Annotated in this window: 13 protein-coding genes; 3 read left to right on the top strand and 10 right to left on the bottom strand. The window is 51.6% G+C overall.

Annotated elements, in window-relative coordinates; genetic code table 11:
- Nucleotides 1–202: 202 nt before the first annotated feature.
- The 8 genes from lptC to rpmH all read right to left on the bottom strand — a co-directional run bounded on the left by lptC (nt 203) and on the right by rpmH (nt 6,515).
- The gene (lptC, locus tag ACKWJN_RS16445) at nt 203–856 is read right to left on the bottom strand and encodes an LPS export ABC transporter periplasmic protein LptC (protein ID WP_408598708.1); all 654 of its coding nucleotides are present in this window, start codon (nt 854–856) and stop codon (nt 203–205) included.
- A complete protein-coding gene (locus tag ACKWJN_RS16440; RefSeq protein ID WP_408598706.1) occupies nt 853–1,416 on the bottom strand; it encodes a KdsC family phosphatase in 564 nt (187 codons plus the stop codon). The genes lptC and ACKWJN_RS16440 overlap by 4 nt, the downstream gene beginning before the upstream one ends.
- A 1-nt stretch (nt 1,417) precedes the next feature.
- On the bottom strand, nt 1,418–2,428 hold the full coding sequence (locus ACKWJN_RS16435; protein ID WP_408598704.1) for an SIS domain-containing protein: 1,011 nt from the start codon (nt 2,426–2,428) through the stop codon (nt 1,418–1,420).
- Between the two features lie 27 nt (nt 2,429–2,455).
- Nucleotides 2,456–3,880, bottom strand: coding sequence for a tRNA uridine-5-carboxymethylaminomethyl(34) synthesis GTPase MnmE (gene mnmE / locus ACKWJN_RS16430; protein WP_408598702.1), 1,425 nt, complete (start codon nt 3,878–3,880; stop codon nt 2,456–2,458).
- Nucleotides 3,881–3,952: 72 nt separating this feature from the next.
- On the bottom strand, nt 3,953–5,680 hold the full coding sequence (gene yidC / locus ACKWJN_RS16425; protein ID WP_408598700.1) for a membrane protein insertase YidC: 1,728 nt from the start codon (nt 5,678–5,680) through the stop codon (nt 3,953–3,955).
- The gene (yidD, locus tag ACKWJN_RS16420) at nt 5,677–5,946 is read right to left on the bottom strand and encodes a membrane protein insertion efficiency factor YidD (protein WP_408598698.1); all 270 of its coding nucleotides are present in this window, start codon (nt 5,944–5,946) and stop codon (nt 5,677–5,679) included. The genes yidC and yidD overlap by 4 nt, the downstream gene beginning before the upstream one ends.
- Complete coding sequence (gene rnpA / locus ACKWJN_RS16415) at nt 5,943–6,377, bottom strand: ribonuclease P protein component (protein ID WP_408598697.1); 435 nt, start codon at nt 6,375–6,377, stop codon at nt 5,943–5,945. The genes yidD and rnpA overlap by 4 nt, the downstream gene beginning before the upstream one ends.
- Before the next feature lie 3 nt (nt 6,378–6,380).
- Nucleotides 6,381–6,515: a 50S ribosomal protein L34 gene (rpmH, locus tag ACKWJN_RS16410; protein ID WP_005798102.1), complete on the bottom strand. Its 135-nt coding sequence runs from the start codon at nt 6,513–6,515 to the stop codon at nt 6,381–6,383.
- A gap of 199 nt (nt 6,516–6,714) precedes the next feature.
- Between rpmH and dnaA the strand changes: the two genes are divergently transcribed.
- From dnaA to gyrB, 3 genes are all read left to right on the top strand, one after another.
- Nucleotides 6,715–8,130 (top strand): chromosomal replication initiator protein DnaA, encoded by a 1,416-nt coding sequence (dnaA, locus tag ACKWJN_RS16405; RefSeq protein WP_408598693.1) that lies wholly within the window; start codon nt 6,715–6,717, stop codon nt 8,128–8,130.
- Between the two features lie 231 nt (nt 8,131–8,361).
- The gene (gene dnaN / locus ACKWJN_RS16400; protein ID WP_408598691.1) at nt 8,362–9,468 is read left to right on the top strand and encodes a DNA polymerase III subunit beta; all 1,107 of its coding nucleotides are present in this window, start codon (nt 8,362–8,364) and stop codon (nt 9,466–9,468) included.
- 68 nt (nt 9,469–9,536) lie between these two features.
- Nucleotides 9,537–12,095 (top strand): DNA topoisomerase (ATP-hydrolyzing) subunit B, encoded by a 2,559-nt coding sequence (gyrB, locus tag ACKWJN_RS16395; protein WP_408598689.1) that lies wholly within the window; start codon nt 9,537–9,539, stop codon nt 12,093–12,095.
- Between the two features lie 92 nt (nt 12,096–12,187).
- Here the strand turns inward: gyrB and ACKWJN_RS16390 are convergent, their stop codons facing one another.
- Entirely contained in the window at nt 12,188–13,051 is an 864-nt protein-coding gene (locus ACKWJN_RS16390; RefSeq protein ID WP_408598688.1) for a pirin family protein, read from the bottom strand.
- Nucleotides 13,048–13,242: a heavy-metal-associated domain-containing protein gene (locus ACKWJN_RS16385; protein WP_408598687.1), complete on the bottom strand. Its 195-nt coding sequence runs from the start codon at nt 13,240–13,242 to the stop codon at nt 13,048–13,050. Before ACKWJN_RS16385 ends, ACKWJN_RS16390 begins: the two co-directional genes overlap by 4 nt.
- Nucleotides 13,243–13,248: the final 6 nt, after the last annotated feature.

The raw sequence follows: 13,248 nt of genomic DNA, 5'->3' as shown, positions 1-13,248 counted from the left end.
ATCTACACTCGACTAGTCGTCGGCAGCGTCAGATGTGTATAAGAGACAGTTCTTCGATAAGCCTCACTCGCTAACTATGTAAATAGATTTCAGTGTGCTTGCGTAAAAATGCCCCGTTTCCGGGGCATTTTTCATTTGAGAGCTCGCACCTTGACGTTCAGAGCAAGCGGTTTGTCGGCGTGAGGCTTTTTTGAACTTATGGCTATTGAGGCTTGGGTTTTCTTGCTACCAGGGTACCGTGCACTCTCCCTTGGAGTTGCAGGATCCGTTCTAAATTGTCGTACACCAAATGATCAGCGGTGAATCGATCCTCCGACCCTCGAATTAACGCCACCGGTAAGTGGGTCCGAATGATTTCCGTATTGGCAAAGAGGTGCAAAAACTCACTGTGCAACTCGCTGCGTGGTTGCATCTCTGTCGTGCTCATTTTGATGGCATCTCGGATCAAAACGGCATTTTCAAACAATTGCACTTCTGATCCGTCGGCATTGATCACGGCGCGCATCGCACGCGCCGTCGTCACCTGGCCTTCTTTGGATATGGCTCTGATTCGCGGCTGTTCAATTTCAAGGGTGTCTGTGTCAGGGAAATGTCTCCCTTGAGCTCCCGCCATCTCGCTCTTGAGTCGGCCATGCTGATCAAAAATTTTGACCGAAAAATTCTGCATGAAATAGTCCGGTGCATGTTGCGGCACGGCGACAAAGGCGACGTCTGCCACTGTTGGCGTATTACGAACCAACCAATAGGTGGCCAACGCCATCAGCCCCATCAAAAAAATGGGTAAATATACGCTGAGGCGGTCCCAGATCTGGCGCATGCGCAACCACCAAGAAAGACGGCGCGGCACAACACTCATGCCACATAGCCTCGCCACACATCCGCATAACGCCCAGAAGCCACCAGAATCAGATCGCACAGTTCACGCGCCGCGCCGTGTCCACCCTCTTGTTTTGTCACGTGGTGTGCCATGGCTTTGACCTCCGCATGCGCATTGCTCGGGGCACAAGCAAACGCCACTCTGTGCATCAATGCCAAATCAGGCCAATCGTCACCCATCGCTGCGGCTTGTGACCAATCCAACCCCAAGGTCTGCAAAACCTGTGCTGCGGCTGGTGCCTTGTCTTCGGTTCCGTAATGGACATGCTCTATCCCTAAGGCATTCAATCGCGTACGCAATGGAGCGCTGTCGCGCCCCGTGATCACTGCAGGTGTAATGCCTATGCGTTGAAGCATTTTCAAACCATGGCCATCGAGTGTCGAGAACCGCTTGATGGTTTCACCAGCTTCGGTGAAATACAAGCCACCATCCGTGAGGACACCATCTACATCAAAGAAGACGACTTTTATTCCTTGGGCTTTGAGGAGCAAGGCCGGTTCGAAATACAGAGCGGGCGTCGTTGGAAAAGGGGTCGACATGTCAGATCACTTTGGCTCGCATCAGGTCGTTGGTGTTGATGGCGCCACACAACAACCCTTGGTCATCTATCACCAGCACGCTGGTGATACGGTGCAACTCCATCAACTCTGCGGCTTCCGCCGCCAGCGCGTTGGCGCGTACTGTGCGGGGCAGGGCATGCATGACCTGCCCCGCAGTAAGACTTCGCATATCCACGCCTTTTTCTATGAGGCGACGTAAATCACCGTCCGTAAAAATACCCAAAACCTTGCCTTGCACATCAACAACGGCGGAGGCGCCCAATCCTTTGGCGCTCATCTCCCTCATCAACGCACTGAAGCTTGCCGTTGGTAAAACGCTTGGAACCTCATCCCCTTGACGCATCACGTCACTCACATGGGTGAGTAAACGGCGACCCAAAGCACCCCCCGGATGGGATCGTGCGAAATCCTCTGCTTTGAAACCCCGCGCGTCAAGAAGAGCAACCGCCAAGGCGTCGCCCAGTGCCATCTGCGCCGTGGTACTGGCGGTGGGGGCCAAGTTCAACGGACAGGCTTCTTTGGTCACGCCACTGTCGAGCACGATATCCGCATGAAGGGCCAAGGTCGACTGGGCGCCCCCCGTCATGGCAATCAAAGGCACACCTTGGCGCTTGAGAACGGGCAAGATGGCGGAGAGCTCTTCGCTTTCACCGCTGTTTGAAATAGCAATCACCAAGTCAATGTCTTTGACCATCCCTAGGTCACCATGGCTGGCTTCAGCTGGATGAACAAACATGGCGGGCGTTCCTGTCGACGCTAGCGTCGCCGTGAGTTTGCGCCCGATGTGGCCACTCTTGCCCATCCCCATGACAACAACCCGCCCGCGTACGTCCAAAATAGCACGTACGGCTTGAACAAAGCTTGAAGACAAACGCTCTCGCAGTTGACGCACAGCATCCGCTTCGATTTCAAGCGTTTCATGCGCCAGCGCCAATATGCGTTGCTCGTCCAATGCAAACCGCTGACGCGTGTGATCTGTGGAGGTGTTCATGGTCGAATTTTATCGGTCCGTCGTTTTTCACTTGCCAATACAAAAGCTAGAAAAAATCACACCCAACAAATCATCAGAAGTGAACTCCCCCGTGATGGCATTGAGTGCGTTTTGTCCAAGCCGCAGTTCTTCAGCCAACAGGTCCAAGGGAGGCGTCTTGGCAAGCAAGCACGCGCTTGCTTGCTCTAGGTGTTTCTCCACCGTGTTTAAGGCCTGAACATGTCGTTCTCGTGCCATGAACAAGCCCTCCGTGTTGCCGGCCTGCCAGCCCACAAGCTCTAAAAGTTTTTTTCTTAAATCAGGTAACCCTTGACCTGTCTTGGCTGACAGCGACAAACCATCTGCTGTTGCCTCATGGGTGTTGTTGGACTCGCATGCATCCGACTTGTTCCACAAATGCAAAACTGGTACGTGACGCGCCAAAGTGCCTGCAAGTGTGGCCTGAATGTATGCATCGGCCTGCTGATAAGAGGGGTCTTGATTGCGCGTGAGATCATGCAAAAACAACACGGCATCGGCATGCACAATTTGTTCCCATGCCCGGGCAATGCCCATCCGCTCGACCTCGCCCACTTCAGGATGTTCACGCAATCCCGCCGTGTCCACAACGTGCAGAGGAACCCCCTCAATTTGTATGGTTTGTTGAACCACATCGCGGGTGGTTCCGGCAATCGGAGTGACGATGGCAAGCTCGCTCCCGGCCAACGCATTGAGCAACGAGCTTTTGCCGGCATTGGGCTGCCCAGCAATCACTACGCGAATACCTTCTCGCAACAAGGCGCCTTGGCGGGTACGCGCCATCACTTCAAGGAGTTTTTCTTGCAAGCGTGCAAGTTGTCCTGCCGCGTCGGCTTGTTGCAGAAAATCAATGTCCTCTTCTGGAAAGTCGAGCGTCGCCTCTACCAACATGCGCAAGTGAATGAGTGCATCGCGCAAATGGTGAATCTCAGCAGAAAACTCTCCGGACAGCGAGCGTGTGGCACTGCGTGCAGCGGCTTCGGTGCTCGCGTCAATCAAATCAGCCACAGCTTCGGCCTGAGCCAAATCGAGTTTGTGGTTCAAAAATGCACGTTGGGTGAACTCTCCAGGCTGCGCGAGTCTGAGGCCGGTTAAAAGCGGCGCTGCGTTGCCGTGTGTGCCAGCCGCCAGCTCCAAACACCGCGCCAACAACAACTGAAGCACCACAGCACCACCATGGCCCTGAAGCTCAAGCACATCCTCTCCGGTGTAGCTGTTGGGTGCAGCAAAGTACAAAGCCAAGACGTGGTCAATTGGGACGCCACCATCATCTTTAACCGGCAAATACGTGGCCTCACGTGCCTTGAGCCTACGGCCACACACCGCCTCTACCAGTGGCACTAGATGCTTCCCGCTCAGCCGTACGATTCCGACCGCTCCACGCCCAGGTGCGGTTGCAATGGCAACGATGGGGGCGTCGTGTTGTGACAGCATGGTGTGGTTTGTCTGGAAAAAACCCCGCCATTCAAAAGAACTGCGGGGTTTGAGGACAACAACGCTCTTGACTTAGAACTTTGGCAAATTGAACTGTGGCGGTACACCCATGCGGGTATTGATGATCCATTGCTGAGCAATGGACAAGACGTTGTTGGTGATCCAATACAGCACCAAGCCCGCAGGGAAGAAGAAAAACATGACGCTGAATGCCAAGGGCATGATCCACATCATTTTGGCTTGCATCGGGTCTGGTGGCGCGGGATTCAGAGCAGTTTGCAACATGGTTGTGGCTGTCATGACCAACGGCAAAATGAACAACGGGTCTGGTGCTGCCAGATCGTGAATCCAGCCAATCCACGGGGCGTTGCGCATCTCCACGGTTGACAGCAAAACCCAATAAAGTGCAATGAACACTGGTATTTGAATGGCGATGGGTAGGCAACCTCCCATGGGGTTGACTTTCTCTTCGCGGTAGATCTTCATCATCTCCATCTGCATTTGTTGCGGGTTGTCTTTGAGGCGCTCTCGCATTTCCATGATGCGCGGGTTAACCGCTTTCATTTTTGCCATGCTTTTGTAAGCATGTGCATTGAGCCAGTAAAACCCAGCTTTGAGCAAAAGGACCAACGCCACGATAGACCAGCCCCAATTGCCCAAGTAATGGTTGAGTTTGTCGAGCAACCAATACAGAGGTTTAGCCATGATGGTTAACCAACCGTAATCTTTGACCAACTCCAATCCCGGGTAGATAGCTTCGAGCTTTTTCTCTTCTTGCGGTCCGGTATAGAACGTGGCAGAAACGCTTTTCGCCTCGCCTGGCTTGATGGTTTCCAAGGGGGCAATCATGGTCGCTCGGTAACAACAGTCGGGCATGGCTGAGCCAATGTCAACTGCGTCCATCGAAATATTGCGATTCAGTCCGTCAGGCAAAACCCATGCGCTGACAAAGTAATGCTGCACCATGGCGATGTATCCATTGGTCGCCTCTTTTTCGACGTCTACTTTTTTCTTTTTGATGTCTGCAAACTCGACCTTTTGGTATTTCTTTGCCTCTGTATAGACGGCCGGGCCGGTAAACGTTGAATAAAAGGACGACTCCCCATCTGGCTTGTTGCCATCTCGCACCAATTGGTAATACAACTGAAGAGAAACATCTTGATTGCTGGCATTGATGATTTCGTGCTTAACAGCAATGTCATATGCGCCTGGCTTGAGCGTGTAGGTCTTGAGCAGTTTGACACCATTCTCAACCGGCGACTCGAAACTGATCGATAAGTCCTTGTCCTCCGCCTCTAACTTGCGGGGCCCAGGTCGAAGCGTCATGATTGTTTTATGGGTCGGAAATGCTGTTCCAGACGCGCTCGCGATCAGCCCAGTTTGTGCCAGGTAGACACGGTCTTTGCTGTCATCCAACAGAACTTCGTTGTGGCTTGGACGATGCACATCAATGTGCTTGAGCAGTTCAGCGCGCGACAGCGTTCCCCCTTCGGTGTCAAACGTGAGCTTGAGAACGTCCGTGAGAATTTCCACTTTCTCACTTTTAGCTTGGCTTTGAGATACGCTGACAGGTAGATTCATGCCTGTGGCAACTGGGACATTGACGGCCGTAGGCACCGAAGTTGCGCTCGTGGAATTTGCGCTCGTAGCATTCGAACTTGCTTGTGGTGTTGTTTTTTGTGATGCTGGCGTTGGGAAAAACGTGGCCTTTTGTCCGTTGTGTACCTGCCACTGATCCCACAGCAAGACCATGGAAAAACCAAAAATCACCCACAAAATGGTGCGGCGAATGTCGTTCATGAAGTTTTCTTTCCGGAGTTGGAAGATGACAAAAAAGTAAAAATTTTCAATTCTTTGGGTACGGGGTCGCATCCGCCGCCACACCAAGGGTGGCAGCGTCCTAAACGTTTCAGTATCAAGTAACTGCCATTTTTTGCACCGTGAATGGTCAAAGCCTGTAGGGCATACACAGAACAGGTAGGTTCAAAACGGCACGCCGAGCCCAACCAAGGACTCAACAAAAGGCGATAGGCCTGAACACAACGAGTCAGCAATGCCTGCATCATGTGACAGCAATCTTCTCAAACAATTGTGTCAGCTCGGCCCTGACTGCGTGCTTAAGCGTCAGCGAGGACGCACTCACGAAATGTTTTCGATCAAATCCTGTCCTGAGACGAACCACATAGGCAGTGGGTTTGAGGCGCCCCTTGAATGATGCACAGACATGGTGAATTTGTCTTTTGATCAGGTTGCGCGTCACGGCGTGCTTGGCCCAGCGCTTTGGTGTCACTGCACCTAGCATCAGCATACCTTCGGCAAACAGGGCCGGGGTTTTCTCAAACCCAGGCCCTGTGAAGGCTTTGTCGGCATGTCGCCATTCGTGCAAAACAAAATGTGGTGTTCTTGCCACCGAGCTTGCGGCCATGACGGCTTGAAACTCTGACCACTGCTTCAGACGTTCCACGGCACGTAGCTCGCGGGTCTGTTCAGGGGCCAAAGATTAGACTGCCAAACGCTTACGGCCTTTGGCGCGACGTGCGTTGATCACTGCACGGCCGCCGCGGGTTTTCATACGGACCAAGAAACCGTGGGTACGGGCACGGCGAGTTTTAGAAGGCTGGTAAGTGCGTTTCATATTGATTCCAAATATCTGAACCCTGATGATCAGGGAAACCGATGATTATCTCAAATTTTTATCTTCTCCACAAGACCCGCTTGCGATACGCCTTTTAGGTTAATTTTTTGACCTGTCAATATTTTCGGCTTCTGTGGATAATTTTTTGATAAAGTGGCGATTCGTGTGCTTTTTCACACAGCTATCCACAGAAAGAATCATGACTCAGGGATCCTCCCCATCCAGCAATCCTGACCATTTACCCGATGGTTCTGGCGATGGATTATGGCAAGCGTGTGTTGATCAATTGGCGCAAGAACTCCCAGAGCAGCAGTTCAACACATGGATCAAACCCTTGGTCGCAACGGTTGCACAAGATCTCAGCCGGGTTGTTGTTCTGGTTGGAAATCGTTTCAAACTGGACTGGATTCGCGCCCAATATGCCAACCGAATCTCTGCGATCTTGCATCAAATGTATGGGCAGCCCGTTCAACTTGAGTTAGCAATCACTCCCAAAGAGACGCCCGTAAAAACTAGGCCCGCATCTTTTTCGCAAGAATTAGAGTCACTGCCTGAGAGCTTGATTGGCTTAGAAGAAACTGCACCTAGCGGACCCAGAACGAGGCTCAACACCGCTTTGACATTTGAAAGTTTGGTTGAAGGCACTGCCAACCGCATGGCGCGTGCTGCAGCCATGCATGTTGCCACCATGCCAGGTCAACTTTACAACCCCTTGTTCATCTATGGTGGGGTGGGGTTGGGTAAGACTCACTTGGTCCATGCTGTGGGCAATAAGTTATTGGCTGAGCGACCAGACGCCAAGGTTTTATACATCCACGCAGAACAATTTGTTTCCGATGTGGTTAAAGCGTATCAGCGCAAAACGTTTGACGAATTCAAAGAGCGTTACCACTCACTGGATCTGTTGCTGATTGATGATGTTCAGTTTTTTGCCAACAAAGAGCGAACCCAAGAGGAGTTTTTCAACGCTTTTGAAGCGTTATTGGCTAAAAAATCACACATTGTGATGACCAGTGACACCTATCCAAAAGGCCTGACAGATATTCATGAACGTCTGGTGTCTCGCTTTGATGCTGGTTTGACCGTTGCCATTGAGCCACCAGAGCTTGAAATGCGCGTTGCCATCTTGATCAGCAAAGCACGTAATGAAGGAACCGAAATGCCTGAAGAAGTCGCATTCTTTGTGGCCAAAAATGTGCGCTCAAACGTACGAGAACTCGAAGGTGCGCTGCGAAAAATTTTGGCTTATTCGCGTTTCAACCAAAAAGAAATTTCTATTCAACTCGCTCGTGATGCCTTGCGTGACTTGCTATCAATTCAAAATCGACAGATCTCTGTCGAGAACATTCAAAAAACAGTGGCTGACTACTACAAAATCAAAGTCGCTGACATGTATTCAAAAAAACGTCCTGCCTCGATTGCAAGACCAAGACAAATAGCCATGTACCTTGCAAAAGAACTGACTCAAAAAAGTTTGCCAGAGATTGGTGAGTTGTTTGGTGGTCGAGACCACACAACTGTGCTTCATGCGGTGCGAAAAATCAGTGCTGAACGTTTGCAATTGAGCGAACTCAATCAACAACTCCACGTTCTTGAACAGACGCTCAAAGGCTAAATCCACGATGTACAAAGTTGTGGATGGATCATGAACAACAAGCAAGTTATCCACAGAAGTGTGCCGAATGTAAAAGTTATCCAGATTATTGAAGCACTCGAAAACAAGCTTGCCAACACCTTTGAAAGCGACCCAAGTGCTTGAAAAAAAAGAGGAAAATACAGTTGTCCACAGAAACATGCTGTGCTTATCTACTACTACTAATTTAAATTAAGAAATCAAGAGGAAACCATGATCGTTTTGAAGGCTACCCAAGACAAGGTACTTGCCGTCTTGCAATCCGTTGCAGGGATCGTTGAACGTCGCCACACCCTACCCATCTTGGCCAATGTGCTGATCCGCAAAACTGGTGGATCGCTCCAATTAACGACCAGTGACTTGGAAATCCAAATCCGCACGACGGCTGAACTTGATGGCGATGCAGGTAGCTTCACTACCACCGTTGGTGCACGCAAGCTCATCGATATTTTGCGCACCATGCCATCAGACCAAACTGTCAGTTTGGAATCGAATCAAAGCAAACTTATCCTCAAAGGAGGTAAAAGTAGATTCACGTTGCAAACTTTGCCAGCAGAAGATTTCCCGTTGGTGCAAGAAGCAGCAACTTTTGGCCCTGCTTTCAGCGTCCCCCAAAAAACGCTGAAAGATTTGTTACAACAAGTCTCCTTTTCAATGGCCATCCACGACATTCGTTACTACCTCAACGGGATTTTGTTTGTCGCAGAGGGTAAACAGCTCAGCTTGGTTGCCACGGATGGTCACCGCTTGGCTTACGCTTCGGCAACTTTAGAGATTGAAGTTCCTCGACAAGAAGTCATCTTGCCTCGCAAAACAGTGCTGGAAATGCAGCGCCTCTTGAGCGACAAGGAAGGTGCCATCGAGATGCAATTTGCCAGCAATCAAGCCAAATTTGGTTTTGATGGCATGGAGTTTGTTACCAAATTGGTCGAGGGGAAATTCCCTGATTACAACCGTGTGATTCCAAAGAACCACAAAAATACCATCACCTTGGGTCGTACAGCATTGTTGGCCACATTACAGCGAACAGCAATTTTGACCAGTGAAAAATTCAAAGGTGTTCGCTTGAATTTAGAACCTGGTGTGCTGCGTGTTGCTTCGAGCAACGCAGAGCAAGAAGAGGCCGTCGATGAACTTGAGATTGACTATGCAGGTGAGGCCATTGAAATTGGCTTTAATGTGACGTATTTGATAGATGCTCTCACCAACATGGACCAAGACATGGTTCAAATCGATTTGGCAGATTCCAACAGTTCAGCACTCATCACCATTCCAGATAACACAACGTTCAAATATGTTGTGATGCCAATGCGCATCTGAGTTGCAATTGCCCCTTATTTTTTTGATAGATCACGCAAGGCCCTTGGCCTTGCGAACGAAGACTTGCCATGACTGAACCTACTCCAACTACCAACAATCAAGCTGCTGCCGTTGAGGGCTATGGTGAAGGATCGATTCAAATTCTTGAAGGACTTGAAGCGGTACGCAAACGCCCTGGGATGTACATCGGAGACACATCAGACGGCACAGGTTTGCACCACTTGGTTTTCGAGGTGGTGGACAACTCAATCGACGAAGCGCTTGCAGGACACTGTGATGACATCGTGGTCACCATCCACAGCGACAACTCCATCAGTGTGACTGACAACGGTCGTGGTATTCCGACCGGCGTCAAGATGGATGACAAGCATGAGCCTAAGCGCAGTGCCGCTGAGATTGCTTTGACCGAATTGCATGCTGGAGGTAAGTTCAACCAAAACAGCTACAAGGTTTCTGGTGGTTTGCACGGAGTAGGCGTGTCGTGCGTCAATGCATTGTCCAAGTCCTTGCGTCTGATTGTTCGCCGCGATGGCAAGGTTCATACGCTTGAATTTGCCAAAGGGTTTGTTCAGAATCGTTTGATTGAAGTTGTCAACGGCGTTGAAGTCTCTCCCATGAAAGTCACTGGAGAAACAGAAAAAAGAGGGACCGAAGTTCACTTTTTACCGGACGTTGAGATCTTCACCCAAAACAGCGATTTTCATTATGAAATTTTGAGCAAACGCTTGCGAGAGCTGAGCTTCTTGAACAACGGTGTGCGAATTCGTTTACTCGATGAGCGCACGGGCAAGGAAGACGACTTCTCGGGTGCGGGGGGTGTCAAAGGCTTTGTCGATTTCATCAACTCAGGTAAAAAAGTTTTGCATCCCAATGCTTTTTATGCCGAAGGGGATCGTCCTGCTGACACATATGGTGGCATTCCCGGCACCAGCATTGGTGTCGAAGTTGCGATGCAATGGAATGACGGCTACAACGAGAGCGTGCTTTGCTTTACCAACAACATTCCACAGCGCGATGGTGGAACTCACCTGACGGGTTTGCGTGCAGCGATGACGCGCGTGATCAACAAATACATCGAAGAGCACGACTTTGCCAAGAAGGCCAAGGTTGAGGTGTCGGGAGATGACATGCGCGAGGGTTTGTGCTGTGTGTTGTCTGTCAAAGTGCCCGAGCCTAAATTCAGCAGCCAAACCAAAGACAAGTTGGTGTCCAGTGAAGTCCGCGCGCCGGTTGAAGACATCGTGGCCAAAACGCTCACGGATTATTTGCAAGAGCGCCCCAACGACGCCAAGATCATTTGCGGCAAGATTGTGGATGCAGCACGTGCCCGCGAGGCGGCGCGCAAAGCAAGAGAAATGACCCGCCGCAAAGGTGTCTTAGACGGCATGGGCTTGCCTGGAAAGCTGGCCGATTGCCAAGAAAAAGACCCAGCGCTGTGCGAAATCTACATCGTCGAGGGTGACTCTGCGGGGGGTTCTGCCAAACAAGGGCGTGACCGTAAATTTCAAGCCATCCTTCCTTTGCGTGGAAAGATTTTGAACGTTGAAAAAGCGCGCTATGAAAAGCTGTTGACCAGCAACGAAATTTTGACGCTGATCACGGCTTTGGGAACGGGTATTGGCAAAGCGAGCGCCGAGTCAGGCAAGTCAGCCACCGATGATTTCAACGTTGACAAATTGCGCTACCACCGCATCATCATCATGACCGACGCAGACGTTGACGGTGCCCACATTCGAACCTTGTTGCTGACGTTCTTTTACCGTCAGATGCCTGAGTTGGTGGAGCGAGGCCACATCTACATTGCCCAACCACCTCTTTACAAAGTCAAAGTTGGCAAAGAAGAGCAGTACCTCAAAGATGGCCCTGCGCTCGACACGTTCTTGTTACGGATCGCGCTCAAAGATGCCAGCATCACCACAGGCGGGGCCAATGCACAAACATTGACGGGAGACACATTGGCTGAGTTGGCGCGCAAGCATCAACTGGCCGAGGCCGTCATTGCGCGCTTGAGTGGGTTCATGGATGCAGAGGCACTTCGTGCCATGGCTGACGGTGTATCGGTCAATCTGGACACGTTGGCCGAAGCCCAAGCGTCTGCAGTGGCGATGCAAGCCAAGTTGCGTGAGTTGGGCAGTGGCTCGGAAGCGTCAGGCGAGTTTGATGTTCGTACCGACAAACCGATTTTGCGCATCAGTCGCAGCCATCACGGCAACGTCAAGAGCAGCGTCATCACACAAGACTTTGTGCATGGTGCTGACTATGCTGCTTTGGCCGAAGCGGCCCAAACCTTCCGTGGGTTGCTCAGTGAAGGCTCTCGTGTGCAGCGTGGGGAAGGCGAGAAGGCCAAAGAAGAAAAAGTCAGTGACTTCCGTCAAGCGATGCGGTGGTTGATTGCTCAGGCCGAGCATGCAACGGCACGCCAACGTTACAAGGGCTTGGGTGAAATGAACCCAGCGCAGCTTTGGGAAACCACCATGGACCCGAATGTTCGACGTTTGTTGCGTGTGCAAATTGACGATGCGATCGAGGCCGATCGCGTGTTCACCATGCTCATGGGTGACGAGGTCGAACCCCGTCGCCACTTCATCGAAAACAACGCGCTGCGCGCTGCAAACATCGATATTTAATGGGCTCTTCTTGCTTCTTGTAGGTTCGAACGGTGCTCCGCCCCTGTGTCGCTACCTTATGGCGTGCGACACGTTACGTGAAGTTACGCGTCTCAACCCATCAAGCCGGCACGAAAGTCGTCTACCGCCTGCGCTAACTCTTCGCGTGTGTTCATCACAAACGGGCCGTATTGCGCAATCGGTTCATGCAAGGGTTTGCCAGCGATCAAGATCGCACGTGTATTTGCTTGCGCACGCAGCACCACACCGTCGCCACCGTTGCTCAAGATGGCCATGCGTTGTGCAGGCACAGCCGTTGGAGCGCCTGCTGTGACAACGTCTAACCCGCCACGGTACACGTAAAGAAACGCATGGTGGCTCGATGGAATGGCTTGCTCCAGAACGACGCCATCTTGATCGGGGAAATGCACATCCACATACAGCGGCTCGGTGTGCTCGCGTGTCACCGCCCCCGTCACATCGTGTGACGCGCCTGCAATCACACGCACCAACACCTGTTCAGGTGTGGTGACTTCAGGAATCTCAGCGCTCTGAATGTCGCGGTACCAAGGCTCACACAACTTGTCCTTTGCAGGCAGGTTGAGCCAAAGTTGAAACCCTTCCATGGCCCCTTCTTCTTGCTCGGGCATTTCGCTGTGCACAAGGCCTCGTCCGGTGGTCATCCACTGCACGCCACCGTTTTGCAGCAAGCCCTCATGACCGCCACTGTCACGGTGTCTCATGCGACCCGCAATCATGTACGTCACGGTTTCAAAGCCGCGGTGTGGGTGGTTGGGAAAACCGGCAATGTAGTCATCGGGTTTGTCGCTGCCAAAGGCGTCGAGCATCAAAAAAGGGTCTAGACGCTGCTGCAAGTCGTGAGACAGCAGACGTGTGAGGCGTACGCCTGCGCCATCTTGTGTGTCTTGTCCGCGCACCAAGCGCTCAACCCCACGCGCGTGTGAGATCGTGTTCATGCGACTTGGTATCCCTCTTCAACCATGACCTGTGCCAGGTCTTCATGGGGATGCGTGCTCTGAACATCGACTTTGTTGTGTGCACGGTCAACCGCTACCTTGGCTTGCGGGTCCAGCCGTAACACGGCCTTTTTCACGGCCATCTCGCAGTGAGTGCAAGTCATGCCGTTTACTTGGAATGTGTGATTCATGAGTCT

The sequence above is a fragment of the Limnohabitans sp. genome (assembly GCF_046052825.1).
Classification (GTDB): domain Bacteria; phylum Pseudomonadota; class Gammaproteobacteria; order Burkholderiales; family Burkholderiaceae_C; genus Limnohabitans.
The sequence above is the reverse complement of the archived record's forward strand: the minus strand, read 5'-3'. Positions and strand labels throughout refer to the sequence as shown.

Excerpts from the sequence above, each read along its gene's own strand:
- dnaN (WP_408598691.1), top strand. The coding sequence starts at position 8,362 with ATGATCGTTTTGAAGGCTACCCAAGACAAGGTACTTGCCGTCTTGCAA.
- ACKWJN_RS16435 (WP_408598704.1), bottom strand. The coding sequence starts at position 2,428 with ATGAACACCTCCACAGATCACACGCGTCAGCGGTTTGCATTGGACGAG.
- yidC (WP_408598700.1), bottom strand. The coding sequence starts at position 5,680 with ATGAACGACATTCGCCGCACCATTTTGTGGGTGATTTTTGGTTTTTCC.
- ACKWJN_RS16390 (WP_408598688.1), bottom strand. The coding sequence starts at position 13,051 with ATGAACACGATCTCACACGCGCGTGGGGTTGAGCGCTTGGTGCGCGGA.
- lptC (WP_408598708.1), bottom strand. The coding sequence starts at position 856 with ATGAGTGTTGTGCCGCGCCGTCTTTCTTGGTGGTTGCGCATGCGCCAG.
- yidD (WP_408598698.1), bottom strand. The coding sequence starts at position 5,946 with ATGATGCAGGCATTGCTGACTCGTTGTGTTCAGGCCTATCGCCTTTTG.
- dnaA (WP_408598693.1), top strand. The coding sequence starts at position 6,715 with ATGACTCAGGGATCCTCCCCATCCAGCAATCCTGACCATTTACCCGAT.
- gyrB (WP_408598689.1), top strand. The coding sequence starts at position 9,537 with ATGACTGAACCTACTCCAACTACCAACAATCAAGCTGCTGCCGTTGAG.
- rpmH (WP_005798102.1), bottom strand. The coding sequence starts at position 6,515 with ATGAAACGCACTTACCAGCCTTCTAAAACTCGCCGTGCCCGTACCCAC.
- ACKWJN_RS16440 (WP_408598706.1), bottom strand. The coding sequence starts at position 1,416 with ATGTCGACCCCTTTTCCAACGACGCCCGCTCTGTATTTCGAACCGGCC.
- mnmE (WP_408598702.1), bottom strand. The coding sequence starts at position 3,880 with ATGCTGTCACAACACGACGCCCCCATCGTTGCCATTGCAACCGCACCT.
- ACKWJN_RS16385 (WP_408598687.1), bottom strand. The coding sequence starts at position 13,242 with ATGAATCACACATTCCAAGTAAACGGCATGACTTGCACTCACTGCGAG.